This window comes from Streptomyces sp. NPDC051913 (assembly GCF_044593635.1).
Taxonomy (GTDB): domain Bacteria; phylum Actinomycetota; class Actinomycetes; order Streptomycetales; family Streptomycetaceae; genus Streptomyces.
This window is the reverse complement of the sequence record NZ_JBIUCI010000004.1, coordinates 610,588-631,249: the sequence shown is the minus strand read 5'-3', so window position 1 is coordinate 631,249 and position 20,662 is coordinate 610,588. Positions and strand designations below refer to the sequence as shown.

The window sequence follows — 20,662 nt, the reverse complement described above, 5'->3', positions numbered from 1 at the left end:
TCGTCGCTACGAGATGAACGTAGCGTCGCTAACTCATGAGGGAGCCATCATGACCACCATCGACCCCGGCACCGGACAGCGCGTCGCGATCGTGACCGGCGGTTCGCGCGGCATCGGACGACAGGTCGCCCGCCGGCTCGCGACCGACGGTTTCGCCGTCGTGGTCGGCTACGCGGGCAACAAGGAGGCGGCCGACGAGGTCGTGGCCGCGATCGGGGCGGAGGGCGGCAGCGCCGTCGCCACTCGCGCGGACGTGGGCGACGAGACCGAGGTCGCCGCACTGTTCGACCAGGCGGAGACGGTGTACGGCGGGGTGGACGTGGTCGTGCACGCGGCGGGCCGGATGCCGCTGGCCCCGGTCGCGGAGCTGGACCTCGCCGACCTCGACGCGCTGTACCGCACCAACATCCGCGGCACCTTCGCCGTCGACCAGCAGGCCGCCCGACGACTGCGTCCGGGCGGGGCCCTCGTCAACTTCTCGTCCTCGGTCGTCGGTCTCGCCTTCCCCGGCTACGGGGCGTACGCCGCGAGCAAGGGCGCGGTCGAGGCGCTGACGCTGATCCTCGCGCGGGAGCTGCGTGGCCGTGACGTGACCGTGAACGTGGTGGCGCCGGGACCGACCGCCACCGACCTCTTCCTGGACGGCAAGGACGAGGAGACGGTCGCCCGGCTGGCCGCGCAGCCCCCGCTGGAGCGCCTCGGCACCCCGCAGGACATCGCCTCGGTGGTGTCGTTCCTGGTCGGTCCCGCCGGCCGATGGGTCAACGGGCAGGTGCTGCGGGCCAACGGCGGCATCATCTGAGGCCGCCTCCTCGCCGCCGTTCAGGGGAAACCGCGCCCCCGCGCGCGTGCGGGAGCGGGGGCGCGTCGACAACTGAGCCGTGAGCCTCCCCCTGATCCCACCCATGCTGGCCACCCCCGGCACCCTGCCGCCCGCCACGCAGGACGACCGCTGGGCCTACGAGACCAAGCAGGACGGCCAGCGCGTCGTGGCCTACCTGGCCGGGGACGGAAGCGTGCTGCTGCGCGCCCGCTCCGGGGAGGACATCACCGCCGCCTACCCGGAACTCGGCTCACTGGGCGGCACGCTCGGCGGGGCCGCAGCCGTCCTGGACGGGGAAATCCTGGCGCTCGACGAACAGGGGCGCGCCGACTTCCAGTTGCTCCAGTCGCGGATGGGACTGGCCCACGCACCCGCCCGGGCCGCGCGGAAGGCCGCCGAGACGCCGGTCCATCTGGTGCTGTTCGACCTGCTGCACCTGGCGGGGCGGCCGTTGATCGCGCGGCCCTATCTGCGACGGCGCGAACAGCTTCAGCAGCTGGGTCTGGAGGGCCCGTTCTGGTCCACGCCCGGCGCCCTCGTCGGACACGGCGCGCAGGCCCTGGAGGCGACCCGCGCGCACGGCCTGGAGGGCCTCGTCTGCAAGCGGCTGGACTCGGTGTACGAGCCCGGGGTGCGTTCCCGCGCCTGGATCAAGATCCGGAACATGCACAGCGAGGACGTGATCGTCGGCGGTTGGCTGCCCGGCAAGGGACGGCTCACCGGGCTGCCGGGCTCGGTCCTGGTGGGGCAACGGAGCGCCGGGCGACTGCGCTACGTCGGCAGTGTCGGTACGGGGTGGAGCGAAGCGGAACGGACGCAGCTCGCCGAGCTGTTGCGGGCCGCCGCCACGGACGGCTGCCCCTTCGACCCGGTGCCGCGCGTCGCGGGCGCCCACTGGGTCCTGCCCCGCCTGGTCGGTGAGGTCCGCTACAGCACCCGGACGCGTGCGGGCCTGCTGCGCCAACCCTCATGGCTGCGACTGCGTCCCGACCTCGCCGCGGAGGACTCGGCGGCCGATCTGCCGGACGATCCGGTCTGAGATCTCGAACAAGATCCAAGCGTTCGGACGCTTGTTACCTATGAGTCGCTTACGACCTCTTGGCGCGGACATGAAAAGCCGGGAAGCTGTCCTGGCCCGGGAAGTGGAACTTCCCTCTCCCCCACAGCCGTTGGGCTGCGCCCGCACCAAGAGGAGGACGCAGTGTCGTCGAAAACCTCCGGAACCCACCGCAAGAGATGGGTCGTCGGCCTGGCCGGCGCCGCCGCCCTCGTGCTCGGCTTCCCCAGTACGGCCCTGGCCGCCCCGCCCTCGGCGCTGCCGACCAACGCCGAGGCCGCCGAGTACACCTACCAGCCCGCCTTCGACTACGACACCGACGGCTGCTACTCCTCGCCGGCGATCGGCCCCGACGGGACCGTCAACGGCGGCCTGAACCCGACCGGTTCGCTGAGCGGCGACTGCCACGACCTCTCGGACCTGAACAACACCAACAGCTACTCGCGCTACAAGTGCAACAACGGCTGGTGCGCCTACATGTACGGCCTGTACTTCGAGAAGGACCAGGCCCTCGCCAACAGCAGCATCGGCGGCCACCGGCACGACTGGGAACACGTCGTGATCTGGGTGCAGAACGGCACGGTCCAGTACGTGTCGACGTCCAACCACGGCTCGTTCACGGTGAGCGCCGCCTCCGCTGTCCGTTTCGACGGCACCCACGCGAAGATCGTCTACCACAAGGACGGCATCAGCACCCACTGCTTCCGGCTCGCCAACTCCAATGACGAGCCGCCGGAGAACGCCAAGGGCACCTGGCAGTACCCGCCGCTGGTCGGCTGGAACGGCTACCCGTCCACGGCCCTCCGCGACAAGCTCAGCGCCTACGACTTCGGCAGCGCCAACTTCGGTCTCAAGGACGCGAACTTCGCCGCGCATCTCACCTCGGCCAAGCCGTCCGGCATCGCGTTCGACCCCAACGCCTGACCCGTCACGTCCTCGGGCGCGGGACCTAGGTCCCGCGCCCGCGGGTTTCCGTCCCCCGCCCGATCACGACGCACCCCCGCCCGGCATACCGTCCGACCATGACGACGACCGGACACCTCGAAGAAGCCCTCGACCGCCTCCACGCCGCCGGCCCGGAGTTCGACGGCTGGCTCACGAACCACGCGCCGATGGTCGTCGAGGCACTGGCGGCACACGGGCAGGAGGGCGCGGTCCACCGCTGGGTGGACCTGTACCGGGACAGGCTGGAGGACTTCCCCGACCGCGCGGAGCCGGTCACGGAGGCCAACTGGGCCGAGGCGCTGGGCGATCCGCGCCGGATAGCGGACTGGATCGACTTCTACTCCCGCACCCTGGCCGAACACCCCTGGCGGGACGTCCTCGCCACCTGGTGGCCACGCCTGCTGTCCGGCATGTACGGCGGCGCCACCCACACCATCATCCGCGTCGGCCACGCCGTGCGCGCCCTGGAGGCCGAGGAGAACGCGCCCCGCCTGACCGAGTTCGCGCACGCCCTCGGCTACTGGGCGGCCCGGCATCAGCCGGTGACCGGCGTCGCCACCCTGCCGGGCGCGCCGACCGCCGCCCGGGCCCTGGACGCCGTACCGGCCATCGCGCCCGGCACCGTCGGCTTCAGGAACCGACTGGCCGCCGTACGCCAACTGCCCCTCTGGGCGGACGACGTGAGCGACCCGGACACCGCCCGCGCCCGGCTCACCGAGCTCGTCCACGCGGCGACCCACCGCTACGCCACCCACGGGCACGGCGAGCCGACCATGCTGGTGCACGCGGCCACCGCCCCCAACGCCGTGCTGCGCAGCCTGGATTCGCTGCCCCGCGAGCTGTGGGCACCCAGCCTGCACGCGGCGTGGACCGCGTCCGCCGCGGTGACCGCGATGTACGCCCCGGTGGAACCGGTGGTCCACACACCGCCCGCCCGTCTCACCGCGGAGGAGGTCCTGGAGCGCGCCCTCGCCCACGGCGACGAGCACGTCATCAAACTCACCGACACGGCCCTGGACGTCGGCGACGAGCAGGCGCTGGCGGCGGCGCTGCGCTCGATGGAGATGAGCGACCCCCTGGTCTGATCCGGCCGGTACGGCACGGACACTCCACCGGGAGGGTCTATCGTGTCCGCATGTCCGTGCCCGAACTGATCCGTATCGTCTCCCGCGACTCGCCCATGGCGCTGGCCCAAGTGGAGCGTGTCCGCGCCGAGTTGACCGCCCTTCATCCCGGGGTGCGCACCGAGGTCGTGCCGGTGAGGACGACCGGCGACAAGTGGCTGGGCGACCTGTCCCAGGTCGAGGGCAAGGGGGCGTTCACCAAGGAGGTCGACGCGGCCCTGCTGGCCGGCCAGGCCGATCTCGCGGTGCACTGTGTGAAGGACGTGCCCGCCGACCGGCCGCTTCCGGCCGGCACCACGTTCGCCGCCTTCCTCAAGCGCGACGACATCCGCGACGCGCTGATCCACCCCGCCGGGCTCACCCTGGACGAGCTGCCCGAGGGCACCCGGATCGGCACCTCCTCGGTGCGCCGGGTGGCCCAACTGGCCGCCACGCACCCGCATCTACAGTGTGTGCCGTTCCGTGGCAACGCCAACCGCCGGCTGGCGAAGCTGGCGGCCGGGGAGGCGGACGCCCTGCTGCTCGCGGCCTCGGGCCTCGAACGCATCGGCCGCGAGGACGTGATCAGCGAGATCCTGTCCCCCGAGACGATGATGCCGCCGATCGGCGCGGGAATCCTCGCCCTGCAGTGCCGGGAGGGCGACACCGCGCTCATCGACGCGGTCAGCGGCCTCGGCGATCCGGACACGCACCGGGAGGCCACCGCGGAGCGCATGTTCCTGCACGTCCTCCAGGGACACTGCAACAGCCCGATCGCCGGGTACGCGCGCGTGGACCACGGCGGCGAACTGTCGCTGCGGGCCTGCGTGTTCACCCCGGACGGCAAGACGCGGCTGAACGCCCACGAGTGGGCGGGCCGTCTCGACCCGGCGACGCTCGGCACCTCGGTGGCCGTGGCGCTGCTGCGTCAGGGTGCCCGCGAGATCATCGACGGCATCCCGCACTGACCGCGGCACCGGTACGCGGCACCGCCGTCAGGCGGTGCCCTCTTCGGCCTGGTCCCGCAGGAAGTTGCTGACCTGGCAGGCCAGGCCCTCCCGGGCGGCCCCCGGCTGGACCGTTCCCTCCAGCAGGCCGATCCCGCCGCTCCACAGCCGGCGCTCGGCCCACTCCTCGTCGACGCGCAGCTGGATCTGCACGTCGACCTGGTGCAGGGACGCCTCGGGGCCGGCCGCGTAGAGCACCACCGTGGCCCGGCGCAGGGGGTAGACGTCGAAGCCCTCGATGAACTGCGAGTTGCGCCAGTCGATGAACGCGCTCTCGCCGTCGGGGCCGACCCGGACGTCGATCTGGCCGTCCTCCAGGTGGATGGTGGAGTGCCGGCTGCCACGGTTCTCGACGGTCACCCGGACACTGAAGTACGTGAGCCCCTCAGCGGCGTCGTCCCGTCCGCGTGGTGGCTCCGAGGCCTCCAGACGGTGGACGCGGACACGCAGACCGGCATGCTCGTCGTACTCCTGCCAGTCCCCGACCACGTTCGGCTCGTACACAATCCACCTCTCCACCCTCAGAGAGCTGCTTCCTATCTGTGTGCTCAGTGCACTGTCAAATGAGCAGAATGCGCTGTGGCCAGCCCATTCACCCCCTTTGATCAGCGATCATGCCGTGCGCAGGAAGAATCCGCCCGGAGCGGTGCTCGCGCGGTGGGCGGGGCGTGCCGCACATCACGTCCGCGCGCATGATCAGCGCGCGAGCCGGCCGAGCAGTGAGGAGGCCGCGGCGATGCCGAGCGCGGCGGCGACGAGGAGCACCGCGAAATCGAGCGCGAGGTGTGCCGGCGTGCCGAGGAGCAGGCCGCGCAGGGCGTCCACCTGATAGCTGAGCGGGTTGACCTTGCTGACCGCCTGGAGCCAGCCGGGCATGACGGAGAGCGGGTAGAGGGCGTTGGAGCCGAAGAACAGCGGCATGGTGATGGCCTGTCCGAAACCCATCAGCCGGTCGCGGCTGAGGACGATGCCGGCGATGGTCATCGACAGACAGGAGAAGAACGCCGAGCCGAGGACGACGACCGCGGCGACACCGAGCAGCTTCAGCGGGTTCCAGGTCAGGGCGACCCCGAGCACGGCGGCGATGAGGACGACGACCACGGCCTGCACGAGCGACTTCACACCGGCCGCGAAGGCCTTGCCGGTGATCAGCGCCGAGCGCGGGGTCGGGGTGACGAGGAGCTTGTTGAGGATGCCCGCGTCGCGTTCCCAGATGATCTGGATGCCGTAGAAGATGGCGATGAACATCGCGGACTGGGCGATGATCCCGGGCGCGAGGTAGTCGATGTAGGGGATGCCGTCGGTGGGGATCGCCTTGATGCGGGTGAAGGTCTGGCCGAAGATCAGCAGCCAGAGGGCCGGCTGGACCGCGCGGGTGTAGAGCTCGGTGCGGTCGTGGCGCAGTTTCTGCAGTTCGACAACGCACATGGCACCGACCCGGGCGGGCAGCAGCCGCCAGCCCGCCCGGGGCCGGGGCGCCTGGAGCAGCAGGTTGATGCCGTCAGCCGACACGGCCTGCGGTACGGCGGGTGCTTCGGACATCGCGGAAGTCTCCTGACTCGTCGTCGAGACCGCTGCCCGCGACCTCGCGGAAGACGTCCTCAAGGGTGGGCAGGGTGGTCGTGCCGCGGCGTGCGGCGAGGCCCTGGCGCAGTTCGGCGGGGGTGCCGAGGGCGCGGACACGGCCGTGGTGCATGAGGCCGACCCGGTCGCAGTACTGGTCGGCCTCGTCCATGTAGTGGGTGGTGACGAGGACCGTCATGCCGGTGGCCGCGCGGACGGCGTTGATGTGCTCCCACACCCCGGTGCGGGCGATCGGGTCGAGGCCGATGGTCGGCTCGTCCAGGATCAGCAGCCGGGGCGCGCTGACCAGGGCCTGGGCGAGTTCGAGGCGGCGGACCATGCCGCCGGAGTAGGTCTTGGCGAGCCGGTCGGCGGCATCGGTGAGGTCGACGGCGGCGAGGGCCTGTCCGACGCGTGCGGCGCGTTCCCGGCGGGGCACGTCGAAGACGCGGGCGAACAGGGCGACGTTCTCGCGGCCGGTCAGGCTCTGGTCGGCGGACAGCTGCTGCGGGACGTAACCGAGCAGCCGTCGTACGGCCATCCGCTCCGTGGCGGTGTCGTGCCCGAAGACCCGGACCATGCCCGCCGGTACCGGCAGCAGGGTGGTGATGCAGCGGATCGCGGTGGTCTTCCCGGCACCGTTGGGGCCGAGCAGTCCGAAGACCTCTCCCTCGGCCACGGTCAGATCGAGTCCGTCCACGGCGCGCGTGCCGCCGAAGGCGTAGGCGAGCCCGGTGCACGCGACGGCGTCCTGGGTCATGACTCCTCCCCTTCCTCACGCAGGTTCCCGGCCAGCAGCCGCAGGGCCGGTACGGCCGCGGCCAGTGCGTCCCGGTCCGCCTCGTCGAGCCTGGCGACCTGTTGGCGTACGAGGTCGGCGCGCCGCCGGCGCCATTCGCCGAGCCGCGCCTCGGCCGCCGGTGTCGGCATCAGCCGGGCCGCCCGCCGGTCGGCGGGGTCGGTCTCACGGACCAGATAGCCCTGCCGGGCCAGCTGGTTGACCAGCGTCGACACCGAGTTGCCCGCCAGGTAGAGGTCCTTGGCGGCGTCCGAGATGCCGATGCCGGGCCGGGCCACCACGAGCCGCAGCAGCTCCACCTCGGCGCCGCGCAGCTGCGGGGCGGGCATCTCCCGACGCAGCCGGCGCCGGATCAGCCGCTGGACCCCGACGAGCGCGTCGGCCAGCTCGTCCGGGAAGGTCTCCTGTTCCACATCGCCGACATTAGCTCTGTAGCAGAGGTAATGAACCCAAGAGAGAGTCAAAGCGATGAGCCGAATGTCGTTTGGGAGGTTTTATAACGGGAATTCGCATTTATGTGCTTCGGACAGGAGGCACGTCCATGGGAGCCGCTCCTCGGCCCCGGCGTCCTCCGCTCTCGTCCGCGCAGCCCTCCTCCCATGGTGTCTGTCCCAGCCGACCCCCGCTGAGGGAGGTGCGCACGATGCCTGTCACGACCAGGACGAAGCCGCACCCGCACGACGATGCCCCCGACACCACCGAAGCCTTCGTACGTCTGGCCGACCTGCCGGACGGACCCGAACGCCGAGCCCTGCGCGACGAGCTGATCCGCCTGTGGCTGCCCATGGCCGAGCGGATCGCCGTCCGCTTCAAGGGCCGCGGCGAGTCCCTGGAGGACCTGTACCAGGTCGCCGCCCTCGGCCTGGTCAAGGCCGTGGACCACTACGACCCGAAGCGCGGGCACGCCTTCGAGGCGTACGCCGTCCCGACCGTGACCGGCGAGATCAAGCGCCACTTCCGTGACCACATGTGGACGCTGCACGTACCGCGCCGGGTCCAGGACCTGCGCAACCGTGTCCGGCGCTCCGCGAAGGAGCTGTCACAGACGACGCCCGGCCGCGCCCCGACCGTCGCCGAGATCGCCGAGCACGCCCAGCTGAGCGAGGACGAGGTGCGCACCGGCATGGAGGCGCTGGAGTGCTTCTCCGCGCTGTCACTGGAGGCCGAGATGCCCGGCACCGACGGGTACGCCCTCGGCGACGCGCTCGGCGACGCCGACCCCGGCTACGACGTGGTCGTCGACCGGGTCTCCGTCGCACCCTGCCTGCTGGCCCTCCCGGAACGCGAGCAGACCATTCTCTACCTGCGCTTCTTCCGAGGCATGACGCAGAGCAGCATCGCGCGGCAGCTCGGCATCTCGCAGATGCACGTCTCCCGGCTGCTCACCGCCTGCTTCGCCAAGCTGCGCACCGAACTGGAGGAGGAGGCGCGCTGAGCCGTCACTCCGAGGGGGCCTCGGGGATCTGGGTCGGACCGTGACGGTCGAGAGCGGCCTCCAGCTCCGCCCGGATCTCCGGGGGCATCTCCCCGTCGCGGCCCCAGATCAGGATGAGGTCGGCGACGTTGCGGAGCTTGATGTTCGTGCGCTGGGACACGTCCTTCAGGACCACCCAGCCCTCGTCCGGCGTCACCCGCCCCAGGGCCACCATCATGCCGATCGCCTGGTCCACCACGGCGTGCGAGGTGACGGCCTCCTTCAGCTGCTCGACTTCTTCCTGCAGCTCGAAGATGCGGCCGACCTCGTCGGACGGGTCGTGCGATCCTGGGGTCACATCCCCCATCCTCGTCATTCGACCGGCCCAATGCCACTGGGCCCGCGAGGTCGTTTCGGGCGCGCCGCGAGGGTACTCGGCAGGCGCCCGGCACAGTTCCGGTTGGACACTGGAAACAGGACCGGTGGCTGCCGGCCGGCGAGGTCAGGACGCGACTGCCATGAATCACGACATGAAGCTTCCCGGTGGTACGACGGATGTCGTCTCCACGCACTCCGTGTTCGGCGCGCCCTGCTGGGTGAGCCTGACCAGCCGCGACCTGGAGGCCACCGAGGCGTTCTACTCCGCCGTCCTCGGCTGGGAGTGGCGGTCGGCCGAGCTGGGCGACCGGTTCCGGATGGCGCTGGTGGACGGCACGCCGGTGGCCGGGATCGCCGCGGTCGCCTCGATGTTGCAGATGGCGGTGGCCTGGACGCCGTACTTCGCCGTACGCAGCGCGGACGAGACCGTGGCCCGGGCCCAGGAGCGGGGCGGTACGGCCGCGGTCGGGCCACTGTCCCTGCCGCCCGGACGCGCGGCGCTGCTGGCCGACCGGGACGGGGCGACCTTCGGGATCTGGGAGGGCGAACTCTTCTCCGACTGGGAGAGCTGGCGCCGCGCGGCCCCGACCTTCATCCGACTGCACACCCGCGACGCCTTCGACGCCGCCATCTTCTACGGCGAGATCCTCGACTGGGCCTCGAAGCGACCCGGGGGCTGCGAGGTCACCTACGAGGGCGGCGAGGTGGTGCTGCGCAGCGAGGGCGACATCGTGGCCCGGATCGAGTCGGGCGCGCTGGGCGCCGCGCCCGATCCCACGATCCGCCCGCACTGGCAGGTGCACTTCTTCGTGTCCGACGTCTCCGCGTGCACACGCGCCGCGGAGGTCCACGGCGGCAGCGTCCTGTCCAAGTCCGGCGCCGAGGCCGTGCTGCGGGACCCCGACGGCGCCCAGTTCACGGTGACGGCGCGTCGCGCCCGCTGACCGGGGCGCCCGCCGAGGGCCGTGACAACAGCACGAGGCTGCGCGCCGCGACACTCACCACCGACTCCGCCTTGTGCTCCGTCTCCTCCGCCCCTTGGGGTTCTGCGGTGTCGATCAGCGTCGTCCAGCGTTCGCCGTACGCCGCCTCCGGCAGCCGGAAGCCCACCGGCTCCCAGTAGCTGTTGAGCAGCAGCAGGAACGAGTCGTCGACCACGGGGCGGCCGCAGGAGTCCGGCTCGGCGATGGCGTCGCCGTTGAGGAAGGCACCGACGGAGTGCGCGTCGGGCCGCAGCCAGTCGCCGTCCGTCATCTCGCGCGCGTCCGGCGCGAACCACACGAGGTCGGGCAGCGGCTGGCCCGCGTAGGTCACGGTCTCGCCGCGGAAGAAACGACGGCGGCGCAGCACCGGATGGGCGGCGCGCAGGGCGACGAGGCGAGCGGTGAAGTCGGCGAGGTCACGCTGCTCCCCGGTCAACCGCCAGTCGATCCAGGAGACTTCGTTGTCCTGGCAGTAGGCGTTGTTGTTGCCGCGCTGGGTACGGCCCAGTTCGTCGCCGTGACACAGCATGGGGATGCCCTGTGACAGCAGCAGGGTGGCGAGGAGATTGCGCTGCTGGCGGGCGCGCAGTTCCCGGACGTCACAGGCGTCGGTGTCGCCCTCGAACCCGCAGTTCCAGGACCGGTTGACGCTCTCGCCGTCCCGATTACCCTCCCCGTTGGCCTCGTTGTGCTTGTCGTTGTACGAGACGAGGTCGCGCAGGGTGAAACCGTCGTGCGCGGTGACGAAGTTGACGCTGGCGCGCGGTCGGCGCCGGTTGCGCTGGTACAGGTCGGAGGAGCCGGTCAGCCGGGACGCGAACTCGCCGAGCGAGCCCGGCTCGCCGCGCCAGAAGTCCCGTACGGTGTCCCGGTACTTGCCGTTCCACTCCGACCACAGCGGCGGGAAGTTGCCGACCTGGTAGCCGCCCTCGCCCACGTCCCACGGCTCCGCGATCAGTTTGACGCGGCTGATCACCGGGTCCTGCTGGATCAGGTCGAAGAACGCCGACAGGCGGTCCACCTCGTGGAACTGCCGGGCCAGGGTCGCCGCGAGATCGAAGCGGAAGCCGTCGACATGCATCTCGGTCACCCAGTAGCGCAGCGAGTCCATGATCAGCTGAAGGACGTACGGGTGGCGCATCAGCAGGCTGTTGCCGGTGCCGGTGGTGTCGTAGTAGTGGCCCCAGTCGCCGTCCACCAGACGGTAGTAGGAGGCGTTGTCGATGCCGCGGAAGGAGAGGGTGGGCCCCCGCTCGTTGCCCTCGGCGGTGTGGTTGTAGACGACGTCCAGGATCACTTCGAGGCCGGCCGCGTGCAGCGCCTTCACCATCGCCTTGAACTCGGCGACCTGCCCGCCGCGGCCGCCCTGGGCGGCGTAGGCGTTGTGCGGGGCGAAGAAGCCGATGGTGTTGTAGCCCCAGTAGTTGGACAGACCGCGGTCCTGGAGCACCCCGTCGTGCACGAACTGGTGCACCGGCATCAGCTCGACCGCGGTCACGCCGAGGGACGTCAGATGTTCGAGGACCGCGGGGTGGGCCAACCCGGCGTAGGTGCCGCGGAGTTCGGCGGGGACGTCGGGATGGGTGCGGGTCAGGCCGCGGACATGGGCCTCGTAGATGACCGTGTCCGCGTAGGGCCGCCGGGGTGGGCTGTCCGTACCCCAGTCGAAGGCGGGGTCCGTGACCACGCCGAGCAGGGTGTGCCCGGCGCTGTCCGCTTCGGGGTCGTAGAGCGAGGGGTCGTTGTCCATCCGGCCGTCCACCGCCCTGGCGTACGGGTCCAGGAGGAGTTTCGCCGGATCGCAGCGGTGGCCGAGTTCCGGCTGCCAGGGTCCGTGCACCCGGTAGCCGTACCGCTGGCCCGGACCGATCCCGGGCAGATAGCAGTGCCACACGAAGCCGTCGACCTCGGCGAGCGGAACGCTGTGGTGGCTGCCGTCGTCCTCGACGAGGACCAGCTCCACACACTCGGCGACCTCGCTGAACAGCGCGAAGTTGGTGCCCTTGCCGTCGAACGAGGCACCCAACGGGTAGGGGTGCCCGTTCCAGACGGGCACCCCTGCCGTGCGTCGGCGTTCCGCGGTCACCGGGCGTCCTCCAGGACGCCGCCGACGACCGGTTCCTCGCGCGGCACCTGAAGCACCTCGCGCAGGCTCGGCGCTGGTGCCGTCGGCACCAGCGGGACCCGCTCGCCGGCCCGGGCGCGCTGCGAGAACCAGATGACCTTGCTGCCGGTCTCGGTGGCGCAGCAGCCCCACCCGTCGCTCATCGCGGCGATGTGCGCCAGACAGCCGCGGAGGTCCTGGTCCGGGCGCAGATCGCGGTCGTTGTCACCGATCGCGGTGATCAGATGCTGGCCGTTCCACCACATCTCGATCGACGTCTCCTTGTCGGTCGCGTGCTCGTCGATGGCCTTCAACAGCATTTCGGCACCGCGACAGACGGGCTCGACGAGGGTGTCGAGATCCCAGTACCGGAGATGAGCGGCCAGAATGCGCTTGACCTGGCCGACCCGCTCCGGGGTGACTTCCACGTCGAGGTGGTAGTAGCAGGGCACTGCGGTCTTCATCTTCGTTGGCTCCTCACCGGCGAAGCTCCACTTCCGCCTCTCGCCCCTTTGGGACGAGCCCCGAACGCGTAGCGTGAGCAATGATCGCTCCTGAGTGACCTCAAGCGTGCGGGGGCTACGCCATTCGTGCAACACGAGCGCGTCGACCCAGGCCACGGCCCGTTCCACCAGCGATGGTTGAAGCTCCAACAAGACGTTGCGTCGCCACCCGTGCACCATGAGTGAAACTCCCCATGGAAGGTGAACCGCACCATGCTGCTACCGGCCAAGGCCGAAGTCGCCCGGCAACTGCGGCGGTACCGGGCCTGGGAGCGCGTGATGCTCGCCTCCCCCGCCGACCGCACCGTACGGGCCACCTTCGAGGACTCGGGCTACACCCTCTGTGTGCTGATGGGGAAGCGCTGTGCCCGGGAGGCCGCCGACGCCGCCGAACGCTATCTGCGGACCAGCCTCGTCACCTACCTCCAGGAGCAGGACGCGCAGCTCTGTGCCACCACCCCGGTCCACCGGGGGCCGCCGGTGCTGCTCACGCGTTCTTCCGCGGGGAGGTAGACCCCTTCCGGCGCAGCTTGGATCCCCGGCCGGGCCTCATGGCCCGGCCCTCGGCACGGCAGAGGCGAGCCCCCATGAGGACGAGACGCATGAGCAGGTCCACGAGCGCGAAGGACATGAGCGCGAGGGACACCATCGGCCGTATCCCGGTCCGGGATGTCCGGCCCGCCGTCGACGGCGGCCGCAGCCCGGCCAAGGCGGTCGCCGGCGAGACCTTCCAGGTCACCGCGACCGTGTTCCGTGAGGGCCATGACGCGGTCGCCGCCAACGTCGTCCTCACCGATCCCGAGGGCCGCCCCGGCCCCTGGACGCCGATGCGTGAACTCGCCCCCGGCACCGACCGCTGGGGTGCGGAGGTCACCCCTGGCTCGACGGGACGGTGGACCTTCCACGTGGAGGCATGGGGCGATCCGATCAGCACCTGGCGCCACCACGCCGGCATCAAGATCCCCGCCGGCATCGACGTGGGGCTCGTCCTGGAGCAGGGCGCCGACCTCCACCACCGAGCGGCCGCGGGGGTCCCCGACGGCCCGGAACGGGCCCTGGTGCAGGCCGCGGCGGACACTTTGCACGACGACTCACTGACCGTCTCCACCCGGTTGGCGGCGGCGTTGACGCCAGAGGTGGACGCGGTGCTGGCCGCGCACCCGCTGCGGGAGTTCGTCACCGCCTCCGAGCCACTGCCGCTCCTCGTCGAACGGGAACGGGCCCTGTACGGCTCCTGGTACGAGTTCTTCCCCCGCTCCGAGGGCACCCCCGAACGCCCCCACGGCACCTTCCGCACCGCCGCCCGCAGGCTCCCCGCGATCGCCGCCATGGGCTTCGACGTCGTCTACCTCCCCCCGATCCACCCCATCGGCACGACCTTCCGCAAAGGCCCCGACAACACCCTGTCGGCCGGCCCCCAGGACGTCGGCGTGCCCTGGGCGATCGGCTCCCCCGAGGGCGGACACGACGCGATCCACCCGGACCTGGGCACCATCGAGGACTTCGACCACTTCGTCGCCAAGGCTCAGGAACACGGCCTGGAGATCGCCCTCGACTTCGCGTTGCAGTGCTCCCCGGACCACCCCTGGGTCCACAAACACCCCGAGTGGTTCCACCACCGCCCCGACGGCACCATCGCCTACGCCGAGAACCCGCCCAAGAAGTACCAGGACATCTACCCCATCGCCTTCGACGCCGACCTCGACGGCCTGGTCGCCGAGACCCTGCGCATCCTGCGGCACTGGATGGACCACGGAGTACGGATCTTCCGCGTCGACAACCCGCACACCAAACCGGTCCTCTTCTGGCAGCAGGTGATCGCGGACATCAACACCACCGACCCCGACGTCATCTTCCTCGCCGAGGCCTTCACCCGGCCCGCCATGATGCACACCCTGGGGCAGATCGGCTTCCAGCAGTCCTACACGTACTTCACCTGGCGCAACACCAAAGAGGAACTCACCGAGTACCTCACCGAACTGTCCGGCGAGGCCGCCGCCTCCATGCGGCCCAACTTCTTCGCCAACACCCCCGACATCCTGCACGCCTACCTCCAGCACGGCGGACGCCCCGCCTTCGAGGTCCGCGCCGTCCTGGCCGCCACCCTCTCCCCCACCTGGGGCATCTACAGCGGCTACGAACTCTGCGAGAACACCCCCCTCAGGGACGGCAGCGAGGAATACCTCCACTCCGAGAAATACCAACTCCGCCCTCGCGACTGGGACACCAGCGAGACCATCGCCCCTCTCATCACCCGCCTCAACGACATCAGGCGCCGCCACCCCGCCCTTCAGCGCCTCAGGAACATCCGCTTCCACACCACCGACAACGACGCCGTGCTCGCGTACAGCAAGCGCACCGGCTCGGACACGGTTGTGGTGATCGCCAACCTCGACCCCCACCACACCCAGGAGGCCACGGTCTCGTTGGACATGCCGCAACTCGGCCTGGACGGGAACGCATCCATGTCCGTGCACGACGAACTGACGGGTGAGACCTACCGCTGGGGCAGGAGCAACTATGTGCGCCTGGAACCGGGACGGTCCCCCGCGCACGTGCTCCACGTCCAGCCATCGACACCGCAGAGCGGAGGGTCAAGCGCGTCATGACTGTCAACGAGCCCGTCCACGACACCTTCGAGGACACCCCGGCCAAGGACCGGGACCCCGACTGGTTCAAGCGCGCCGTCTTCTACGAGGTGCTCGTCCGCTCCTTCCAGGACAGCAACGGCGACGGCGTCGGCGACCTCAAGGGCCTCACCGCCAAACTCGATTACCTGCAATGGCTGGGCGTCGACTGCCTGTGGCTGCCGCCCTTCTTCAAGTCGCCGTTGCGCGACGGCGGTTACGACGTCTCCGACTACACCGCCGTCCTGCCCGAGTTCGGTGACCTCGCCGACTTCGTCGAGTTCGTCGACGCCGCCCACCAGCGCGGCATGCGCGTCATCATCGACTTCGTCATGAACCACACCAGCGACCAGCACCCGTGGTTCCAGGAATCCCGCGCCAACCCTGATGGCCCTTACGGCGATTACTACATGTGGGCCGACGACGACAAGCAGTACCCGGACGCCCGGATCATCTTCGTCGACACCGAGACCTCCAACTGGACCTTCGACCCGGTCCGCCAGCAGTACTACTGGCACCGCTTCTTCTCCCACCAGCCCGACCTCAACTACGAGAACCCGGCGGTCCAGGAAGAGATCCTCGCCGCCCTCCGCTTCTGGCTGGACCTGGGCATCGACGGCTTCCGGCTCGACGCCGTTCCCTATCTGTACGCCGCCGAGGGCACCAACTGCGAGAACCTGCCCGCCTCCCACGAGTTCCTCAAGCGGGTGCGCCGCGAGATCGACCTCATGTATCCGGACACGGTGCTGCTGGCGGAGGCGAACCAGTGGCCCGAGGACGTCGTCGACTACTTCGGCGACTACCAGTCCGGCGGCGACGAATGCCACATGGCCTTCCACTTCCCCGTCATGCCCCGCATCTTCATGGCGGTACGCAGGGAATCCCGCTACCCGGTCTCGGAGATCCTCGCCAAGACCCCCGCCATCCCTTCCAGTTGCCAGTGGGGCATCTTCCTCAGGAACCACGACGAGCTCACCCTCGAAATGGTCACAGACGAGGAACGCGACTACATGTGGGCCGAATACGCGAAAGACCCGCGTATGCGCGCCAACATCGGCATCCGACGGCGCCTCGCCCCCCTCCTCGACAACGACCGCAACCAGATCGAACTCTTCACCGCCCTGCTGCTGTCCCTGCCCGGCTCACCGATCCTCTACTACGGCGACGAGATCGGCATGGGCGACAACATCTGGCTCGGCGACCGCGACGCCGTCCGCACCCCCATGCAGTGGACGCCGGACCGCAACGCGGGCTTCTCCACGGCCGACCCCGGGCGCCTGTATCTGCCGACCATCATGGATCCCGTCTACGGCCATCAGGTCACCAACGTCGAGGCGTCGATGGCGTCGCCCTCCTCGCTGCTGCACTGGACCCGCCGCATGATCGAGATCCGCAAGCAGAACCCCGCGTTCGGCCTCGGCACGTTCACGGAACTCCCCTCGTCCAACCCCGCCGTACTGGCCTTCCTTCGCGAGTACGAGGACGACCTGGTCCTGTGCGTGCACAACTTCTCCCGCTTCGCACAGCCCACGGAGCTGGACCTGAGCACCTTCAACGGACGGCACCCGGTGGAGCTGTTCGGCGGGGTGCGGTTCCCGGCCATCGGTGAGCTGCCGTACCTGCTGACGCTGGCGGGACACGGTTTCTACTGGTTCCGGCTCTCCCGAGTGGCATCCCGCATCGGTCGCCGACTTTGAGCGTGTGCCGAGGAAAGGACGCGTCACCATGCCGAAGACAGCATTCCCGAGCCCGAGCGGCACGGCCGTCGCGGAGCCCATGGCCTCGCTGGCGGGACTACTGCGCGAGTGGCTGCCCCGGCAGCGCTGGTTCGCCGGGAAGGACCGGCCCGTCACGGACCTCACGCTGCTGTCCCTGACGGAGCTGTTCCCTGGCTGTCTGCATCTGCTGGTCCACACCGGACACGCGCCCGTCCCCGCCCCCGGCGGCACCACGGCCGGATCCGGGGACTGCTACCAGCTGCTGCTCGGCGTGCGCAAGCATCTGTCGCCGCGGCTCGGCCGGGCCCTGATCGGGCGGGCGGAGTCCGGACCGCTGGCCGGGCTGACGGTGTTCGACGCGTTGCAGGACCCTCGTTCGGCGCAGCTGCTCCTGGAGCGGCTGCGGCATCCCGGCACGGCGGGCCCCCTGCGCTTCGAGGCCGATCCGTCGGTGTCCGTGCCGACCGGGCTGGTGCCGCGGCTGCTGGACGCCGAGCAGTCCAACTCCTCGCTGGTGTACGGCGACGCGTTCATCCTGAAGGTCTTCCGGCGCGTCCAGCCCGGCGTCAACCCGGACCTGGAGGTGCCGGGAGCGCTGGCCGACCAGGGGTGCCGCCGGGTGCCCGCGCCCGTGGCCTGGTTCCGGACGACGCATCCCTTCCAGGCCACGCTCGGCGTGCTCCAGCCGTTCCTGCCCGACGCCTCCGACGGCTGGACCCTGGCCCTGGAGGCGCTGGCCCGCGGCGACGACTTCACGGCGCAGGCCCACGAGCTGGGCCGGGCCACAGCCGACGTCCACCTCGCGCTGGCCGCCGCCTTCCCGGACGGGACCGGCACCGAGACCTCCGGCGGTCCCGCCTGCGACCAGAACAGCCGCACGGCGGCGGCGATGACCGAGCGGCTGACGTCCGCCGCGCACTGCGTGCCCGCCCTCCAGCCTTTCGTCCCGCGGCTGCGGACCGCGTTCGCGGCGCTGGAAGGCTGCGATTCCGGTCCGCCCGCGCAGCGCATCCACGGCGATCTGCATCTGGGGCAGGTGCTGCGGGCCGGGCGTGAGTGGTTCGTCATCGACTTCGAGGGCGAGCCGTCCCGTCCGCTCGCCGAGCGGCGCAGCGCCCACTCGCCGGTGCGGGACATCGCCGGCATGCTGCGTTCCTTCGACTACGCGGCCCGGCAGCGCCGCCCCTGGCGTCCGGAGTGGGCGCGCCGCTGCCGGGAGGCCTTCTGCGCCGGGTACGCCGCGCGGGCGGGCTGGGATCCACGAAAGAAGCACGGTCTGTTGCGCGCCTACGAGACGGACAGAGCCGTGTACGAAGTCCTGTACGAAGCCCGGCATCGCCCCGACTGGCTGCCGGTTCCGATGGCCGCGATCGAGCGTCTTGCCGTAAGGGGAGGCTGAAGCCATGGCTCTGCGTGACATCTCACCCTCCGAGGCGGGTGGCCCGGTTCCGTGCCGTGCCGCGCCCGCCCTGGACCCCGGCGACCGTGCCCGTCTGCTGGCGGGCGCTCACCACGATCCGCACGCCCTGCTGGGCGCCCATCCGGTGCCCGGCGGGATCGTCTTCCGGGCCCTGCGTCCCTTCGCGCGATCCGTGAGCGTGGTCGTCGACGGGAAGCGCAGCCGGCTCGTCTCGGAGGGCGAGGGCCTCTTCTCCGGTGTGCTCCCGCTGGCGGCGATCCCCTCGTACACCCTGCTGGTGGCGTACGAGGACGGCGAGCACGAGGTCCACGACCCGTACCGCTTCCTCCCCGCCCTGGGCGACACCGATCTGCATCTCATCCGGGAGGGCCGGCACGAGCAGCTGTGGAAGGCGCTCGGCGCCGAGCCCATGACCCATCAGGGCGTGACCGGCACCCGCTTCACGGTGTGGGCGCCGAACGCCCAGGGTGTGCGCGTCGCCGGGGACTTCACCTGCTGGGACGGCACGGCGTTCCCGATGCGTTCGCTGGGCGCGGCCGGGGTGTGGGAGCTCTTCCTGCCGGGGATCGGTGAGGGTGCCCGGTACAAGTACGAGATCACCTCACGGCACGGCGACCGCTTCCTGAAGGCGGACCCGATGGCCCGTCGTGCCGAGGTCCCCCCGGACACGGCGTCGATCGTGAGCGTGTCGCGCTACGAGTGGGACGACGCCGAGTGGATGGCTCATCGGGGAGATGTCCCGGTGCACGTGGCGCCGTTCTCGGTGTACGAGGTCCATCTGCCGTCCTGGCGGCCCGGGTTGACATACCGTCAACTCGCCGATCAGCTCCCGGAGTACGTCAAGGACCTCGGCTTCACACACGTCGAGCTGATGCCGGTCGCCCATCACCCCTTCAGCGGTTCCTGGGGCTATCAGGTGACGGGCTTCTACGCGCCGACGGCCCGGCTCGGCTCGCCCGACGACTTCAAGTACCTGGTGAACGCCCTGCATCGGGCCGGTATCGGCGTGATCATGGACTGGGTGCCCGCTCATTTCCCCAAGGACGACTGGGCGTTGGGGCGGTTCGACGGGCAGCCCCTGTACGAGCCCGGTGACTGGCGGCGGGCCGAGCATCCGGACTGGGGGACGTACGAGTTCGACTACGGGCGGGTGGAGGTGCGCAACTTCCTGGTCGCCAACGCCGTGTACTGGTGCGAGGAGTTCCATATCGACGGGCTGCGGGTCGACGCCGTCGCCTCGATGCTCTACCTCGACTACTCCCGTGACTCCGGTCAGTGGACGCCCAATGTGTTCGGCGGGCGCGAGGACCTGGACGCGATGCAGTTCCTCCAGGAGATGAACGCGACGGTGTACCGGCGGGTGCCGGGGGTCATGACGATCGCGGAGGAGTCCACCGCCTGGGACGGGGTGACCCGGCCGACCGAGAGCGGCGGTCTGGGTTTCGGCCTGAAGTGGAACATGGGCTGGATGCACGACTCGCTCGGGTACGTGGAGCATGAGCCGGTGCACCGCAAGTACCACCACCACGAGATGACGTTCTCGATGGTCTACGCCTACAGCGAGAACTACGTGCTGCCGATCTCCCACGACGAAGTCGTGCACGGCAAGAGGTCGTTGGTCTCCAAGATGCCCGGTGACTGGTGGCAGCAGCGCGCCACCCACCGCGCCTACCTCGGCTTCATGTGGGCCCACCCCGGCAAGCAACTCCTCTTCATGGGGCAGGAGTTCGCCCAGGGCTCCGAGTGGTCCGAGCCCGACGGCCCCGACTGGTGGCTGCTCGATCCCGCCTACGGCGCCGAAGCCGATCACCGTGGCGTCCAGGACCTGGTCCGCGACCTCAACGGCCTCTACCGTCGCACCCCCGCCCTCTGGCAGCGGGACACCACCCCCGACGGCTTCCGGTGGGTGATCGGCGACGCGGCGGACGACAACGTCTTCGCCTTCCTGCGCTACGACGCCGAGGGCTCCCCTCTCCTCGCCGTCTCCAACTTCTCCCCGGTCGTCCGGCACGACTACCGTCTCGGCGTCCCCGGCGACGTCCCCGCCTGGCGGGAGGTCCTCAACACGGACGCGGCACGGTACGGCGGCGGCGGTGTCGGCGGCTCCGATCCGGTCAAACCGGAGGACGGTGTCGTGCCGCTCACCCTGCCACCGCTCGCGACGGTGTGGCTGACGCCCGTGTGACCGGCCGTCCCGTGGGCAGTCGGGGCGTACGGA

At 70.4% G+C, this 20,662-nt stretch carries 19 protein-coding genes; 12 read left to right on the top strand and 7 right to left on the bottom strand.

Features of this window, described 5'->3' with window-relative positions; all coding sequences use genetic code 11:
• Positions 1-49: 49 nt before the first annotated feature.
• From ACIHIX_RS15420 to hemC, 5 genes are all read left to right on the top strand, one after another.
• Entirely contained in the window at positions 50-802 is a 753-nt protein-coding gene (locus ACIHIX_RS15420; protein WP_399955214.1) for an SDR family oxidoreductase, read from the top strand.
• 79 nt (positions 803-881) lie between these two features.
• Complete coding sequence (ligD, locus tag ACIHIX_RS15415; protein ID WP_399955211.1) at positions 882-1,862, top strand: non-homologous end-joining DNA ligase; 981 nt, start codon at positions 882-884, stop codon at positions 1,860-1,862.
• Between the two features lie 162 nt (positions 1,863-2,024).
• Entirely contained in the window at positions 2,025-2,804 is a 780-nt protein-coding gene (locus ACIHIX_RS15410; protein ID WP_399955209.1) for an NPP1 family protein, read from the top strand.
• Positions 2,805-2,902: 98 nt separating this feature from the next.
• Entirely contained in the window at positions 2,903-3,910 is a 1,008-nt protein-coding gene (locus ACIHIX_RS15405; protein ID WP_399955206.1) for a questin oxidase family protein, read from the top strand.
• A 50-nt stretch (positions 3,911-3,960) separates the two neighbouring features.
• The gene (hemC, locus tag ACIHIX_RS15400) at positions 3,961-4,896 is read left to right on the top strand and encodes a hydroxymethylbilane synthase (protein WP_399955203.1); all 936 of its coding nucleotides are present in this window, start codon (positions 3,961-3,963) and stop codon (positions 4,894-4,896) included.
• 27 nt (positions 4,897-4,923) lie between these two features.
• Here the strand turns inward: hemC and ACIHIX_RS15395 are convergent, their stop codons facing one another.
• The 4 genes from ACIHIX_RS15395 to ACIHIX_RS15380 form a co-directional block, all read right to left on the bottom strand.
• Positions 4,924-5,439, bottom strand: coding sequence for a hypothetical protein (locus tag ACIHIX_RS15395; protein WP_399955201.1), 516 nt, complete (start codon positions 5,437-5,439; stop codon positions 4,924-4,926).
• Between the two features lie 192 nt (positions 5,440-5,631).
• The gene (locus ACIHIX_RS15390; RefSeq protein ID WP_399955200.1) at positions 5,632-6,477 is read right to left on the bottom strand and encodes an ABC transporter permease; all 846 of its coding nucleotides are present in this window, start codon (positions 6,475-6,477) and stop codon (positions 5,632-5,634) included.
• Positions 6,437-7,258, bottom strand: a complete 822-nt coding sequence (locus ACIHIX_RS15385) for an ABC transporter ATP-binding protein (RefSeq protein ID WP_399955198.1) — start codon at positions 7,256-7,258, stop codon at positions 6,437-6,439. Before ACIHIX_RS15385 ends, ACIHIX_RS15390 begins: the two co-directional genes overlap by 41 nt.
• Positions 7,255-7,710, bottom strand: coding sequence for a MarR family winged helix-turn-helix transcriptional regulator (locus tag ACIHIX_RS15380; protein ID WP_399955196.1), 456 nt, complete (start codon positions 7,708-7,710; stop codon positions 7,255-7,257). Before ACIHIX_RS15380 ends, ACIHIX_RS15385 begins: the two co-directional genes overlap by 4 nt.
• A gap of 230 nt (positions 7,711-7,940) precedes the next feature.
• Between ACIHIX_RS15380 and ACIHIX_RS15375 the strand changes: the two genes are divergently transcribed.
• A complete protein-coding gene (locus ACIHIX_RS15375) occupies positions 7,941-8,732 on the top strand; it encodes a SigB/SigF/SigG family RNA polymerase sigma factor (protein ID WP_399955194.1) in 792 nt (263 codons plus the stop codon).
• A 4-nt stretch (positions 8,733-8,736) separates the two neighbouring features.
• Here the strand turns inward: ACIHIX_RS15375 and ACIHIX_RS15370 are convergent, their stop codons facing one another.
• Positions 8,737-9,069: an ANTAR domain-containing protein gene (locus ACIHIX_RS15370; RefSeq protein WP_399955192.1), complete on the bottom strand. Its 333-nt coding sequence runs from the start codon at positions 9,067-9,069 to the stop codon at positions 8,737-8,739.
• 160 nt (positions 9,070-9,229) lie between these two features.
• Here ACIHIX_RS15370 and ACIHIX_RS15365 point away from each other — a divergent pair, with 160 nt between their 5' ends.
• The gene (locus ACIHIX_RS15365; protein WP_399955190.1) at positions 9,230-10,033 is read left to right on the top strand and encodes a VOC family protein; all 804 of its coding nucleotides are present in this window, start codon (positions 9,230-9,232) and stop codon (positions 10,031-10,033) included.
• Here ACIHIX_RS15365 and glgX read toward each other — a convergent pair.
• Both glgX and ACIHIX_RS15355 read right to left on the bottom strand, forming a co-directional pair.
• Positions 10,005-12,128: a glycogen debranching protein GlgX gene (gene glgX / locus ACIHIX_RS15360; RefSeq protein ID WP_399955623.1), complete on the bottom strand. Its 2,124-nt coding sequence runs from the start codon at positions 12,126-12,128 to the stop codon at positions 10,005-10,007. The two genes, ACIHIX_RS15365 and glgX, sit on opposite strands and share 29 nt — an antisense overlap.
• A 26-nt stretch (positions 12,129-12,154) precedes the next feature.
• Positions 12,155-12,640 (bottom strand): pep a2, encoded by a 486-nt coding sequence (locus ACIHIX_RS15355; protein WP_256783453.1) that lies wholly within the window; start codon positions 12,638-12,640, stop codon positions 12,155-12,157.
• Positions 12,641-12,892: 252 nt separating this feature from the next.
• Between ACIHIX_RS15355 and ACIHIX_RS15350 the strand changes: the two genes are divergently transcribed.
• The 5 genes from ACIHIX_RS15350 to glgB all read left to right on the top strand — a co-directional run bounded on the left by ACIHIX_RS15350 (position 12,893) and on the right by glgB (position 20,629).
• Positions 12,893-13,192 carry a DUF5133 domain-containing protein gene (locus tag ACIHIX_RS15350; RefSeq protein WP_399955188.1) on the top strand — a complete coding sequence of 100 codons (300 nt, stop codon included), beginning with the start codon at positions 12,893-12,895 and terminating at the stop codon, positions 13,190-13,192.
• A 116-nt stretch (positions 13,193-13,308) separates the two neighbouring features.
• Positions 13,309-15,288 (top strand): alpha-1,4-glucan--maltose-1-phosphate maltosyltransferase, encoded by a 1,980-nt coding sequence (locus ACIHIX_RS15345; protein ID WP_399955620.1) that lies wholly within the window; start codon positions 13,309-13,311, stop codon positions 15,286-15,288.
• The gene (gene treS / locus ACIHIX_RS15340) at positions 15,285-17,003 is read left to right on the top strand and encodes a maltose alpha-D-glucosyltransferase (protein WP_399955186.1); all 1,719 of its coding nucleotides are present in this window, start codon (positions 15,285-15,287) and stop codon (positions 17,001-17,003) included. The genes ACIHIX_RS15345 and treS overlap by 4 nt, the downstream gene beginning before the upstream one ends.
• 28 nt (positions 17,004-17,031) lie before the next feature.
• On the top strand, positions 17,032-18,423 hold the full coding sequence (locus ACIHIX_RS15335) for a maltokinase (protein WP_399955184.1): 1,392 nt from the start codon (positions 17,032-17,034) through the stop codon (positions 18,421-18,423).
• A 4-nt stretch (positions 18,424-18,427) separates the two neighbouring features.
• Positions 18,428-20,629 carry a 1,4-alpha-glucan branching enzyme gene (glgB, locus tag ACIHIX_RS15330; RefSeq protein WP_399955181.1) on the top strand — a complete coding sequence of 734 codons (2,202 nt, stop codon included), beginning with the start codon at positions 18,428-18,430 and terminating at the stop codon, positions 20,627-20,629.
• Positions 20,630-20,662 lie beyond the last annotated feature (33 nt).

Coding starts and splice junctions, on each gene's coding strand:
- hemC (WP_399955203.1), top strand. CDS start 3,961: ATGTCCGTGCCCGAACTGATCCGTATCGTCTCCCGCGACTCGCCCATG.
- ACIHIX_RS15375 (WP_399955194.1), top strand. CDS start 7,941: ATGCCTGTCACGACCAGGACGAAGCCGCACCCGCACGACGATGCCCCC.
- ACIHIX_RS15335 (WP_399955184.1), top strand. CDS start 17,032: ATGCCGAAGACAGCATTCCCGAGCCCGAGCGGCACGGCCGTCGCGGAG.
- ACIHIX_RS15385 (WP_399955198.1), bottom strand. CDS start 7,258: ATGACCCAGGACGCCGTCGCGTGCACCGGGCTCGCCTACGCCTTCGGC.
- ACIHIX_RS15420 (WP_399955214.1), top strand. CDS start 50: ATGACCACCATCGACCCCGGCACCGGACAGCGCGTCGCGATCGTGACC.
- ACIHIX_RS15405 (WP_399955206.1), top strand. CDS start 2,903: ATGACGACGACCGGACACCTCGAAGAAGCCCTCGACCGCCTCCACGCC.
- ACIHIX_RS15365 (WP_399955190.1), top strand. CDS start 9,230: ATGAATCACGACATGAAGCTTCCCGGTGGTACGACGGATGTCGTCTCC.
- ACIHIX_RS15350 (WP_399955188.1), top strand. CDS start 12,893: ATGCTGCTACCGGCCAAGGCCGAAGTCGCCCGGCAACTGCGGCGGTAC.
- glgB (WP_399955181.1), top strand. CDS start 18,428: ATGGCTCTGCGTGACATCTCACCCTCCGAGGCGGGTGGCCCGGTTCCG.
- ACIHIX_RS15355 (WP_256783453.1), bottom strand. CDS start 12,640: ATGAAGACCGCAGTGCCCTGCTACTACCACCTCGACGTGGAAGTCACC.
- treS (WP_399955186.1), top strand. CDS start 15,285: ATGACTGTCAACGAGCCCGTCCACGACACCTTCGAGGACACCCCGGCC.
- ACIHIX_RS15390 (WP_399955200.1), bottom strand. CDS start 6,477: ATGTCCGAAGCACCCGCCGTACCGCAGGCCGTGTCGGCTGACGGCATC.
- ACIHIX_RS15345 (WP_399955620.1), top strand. CDS start 13,309: ATGAGCGCGAGGGACACCATCGGCCGTATCCCGGTCCGGGATGTCCGG.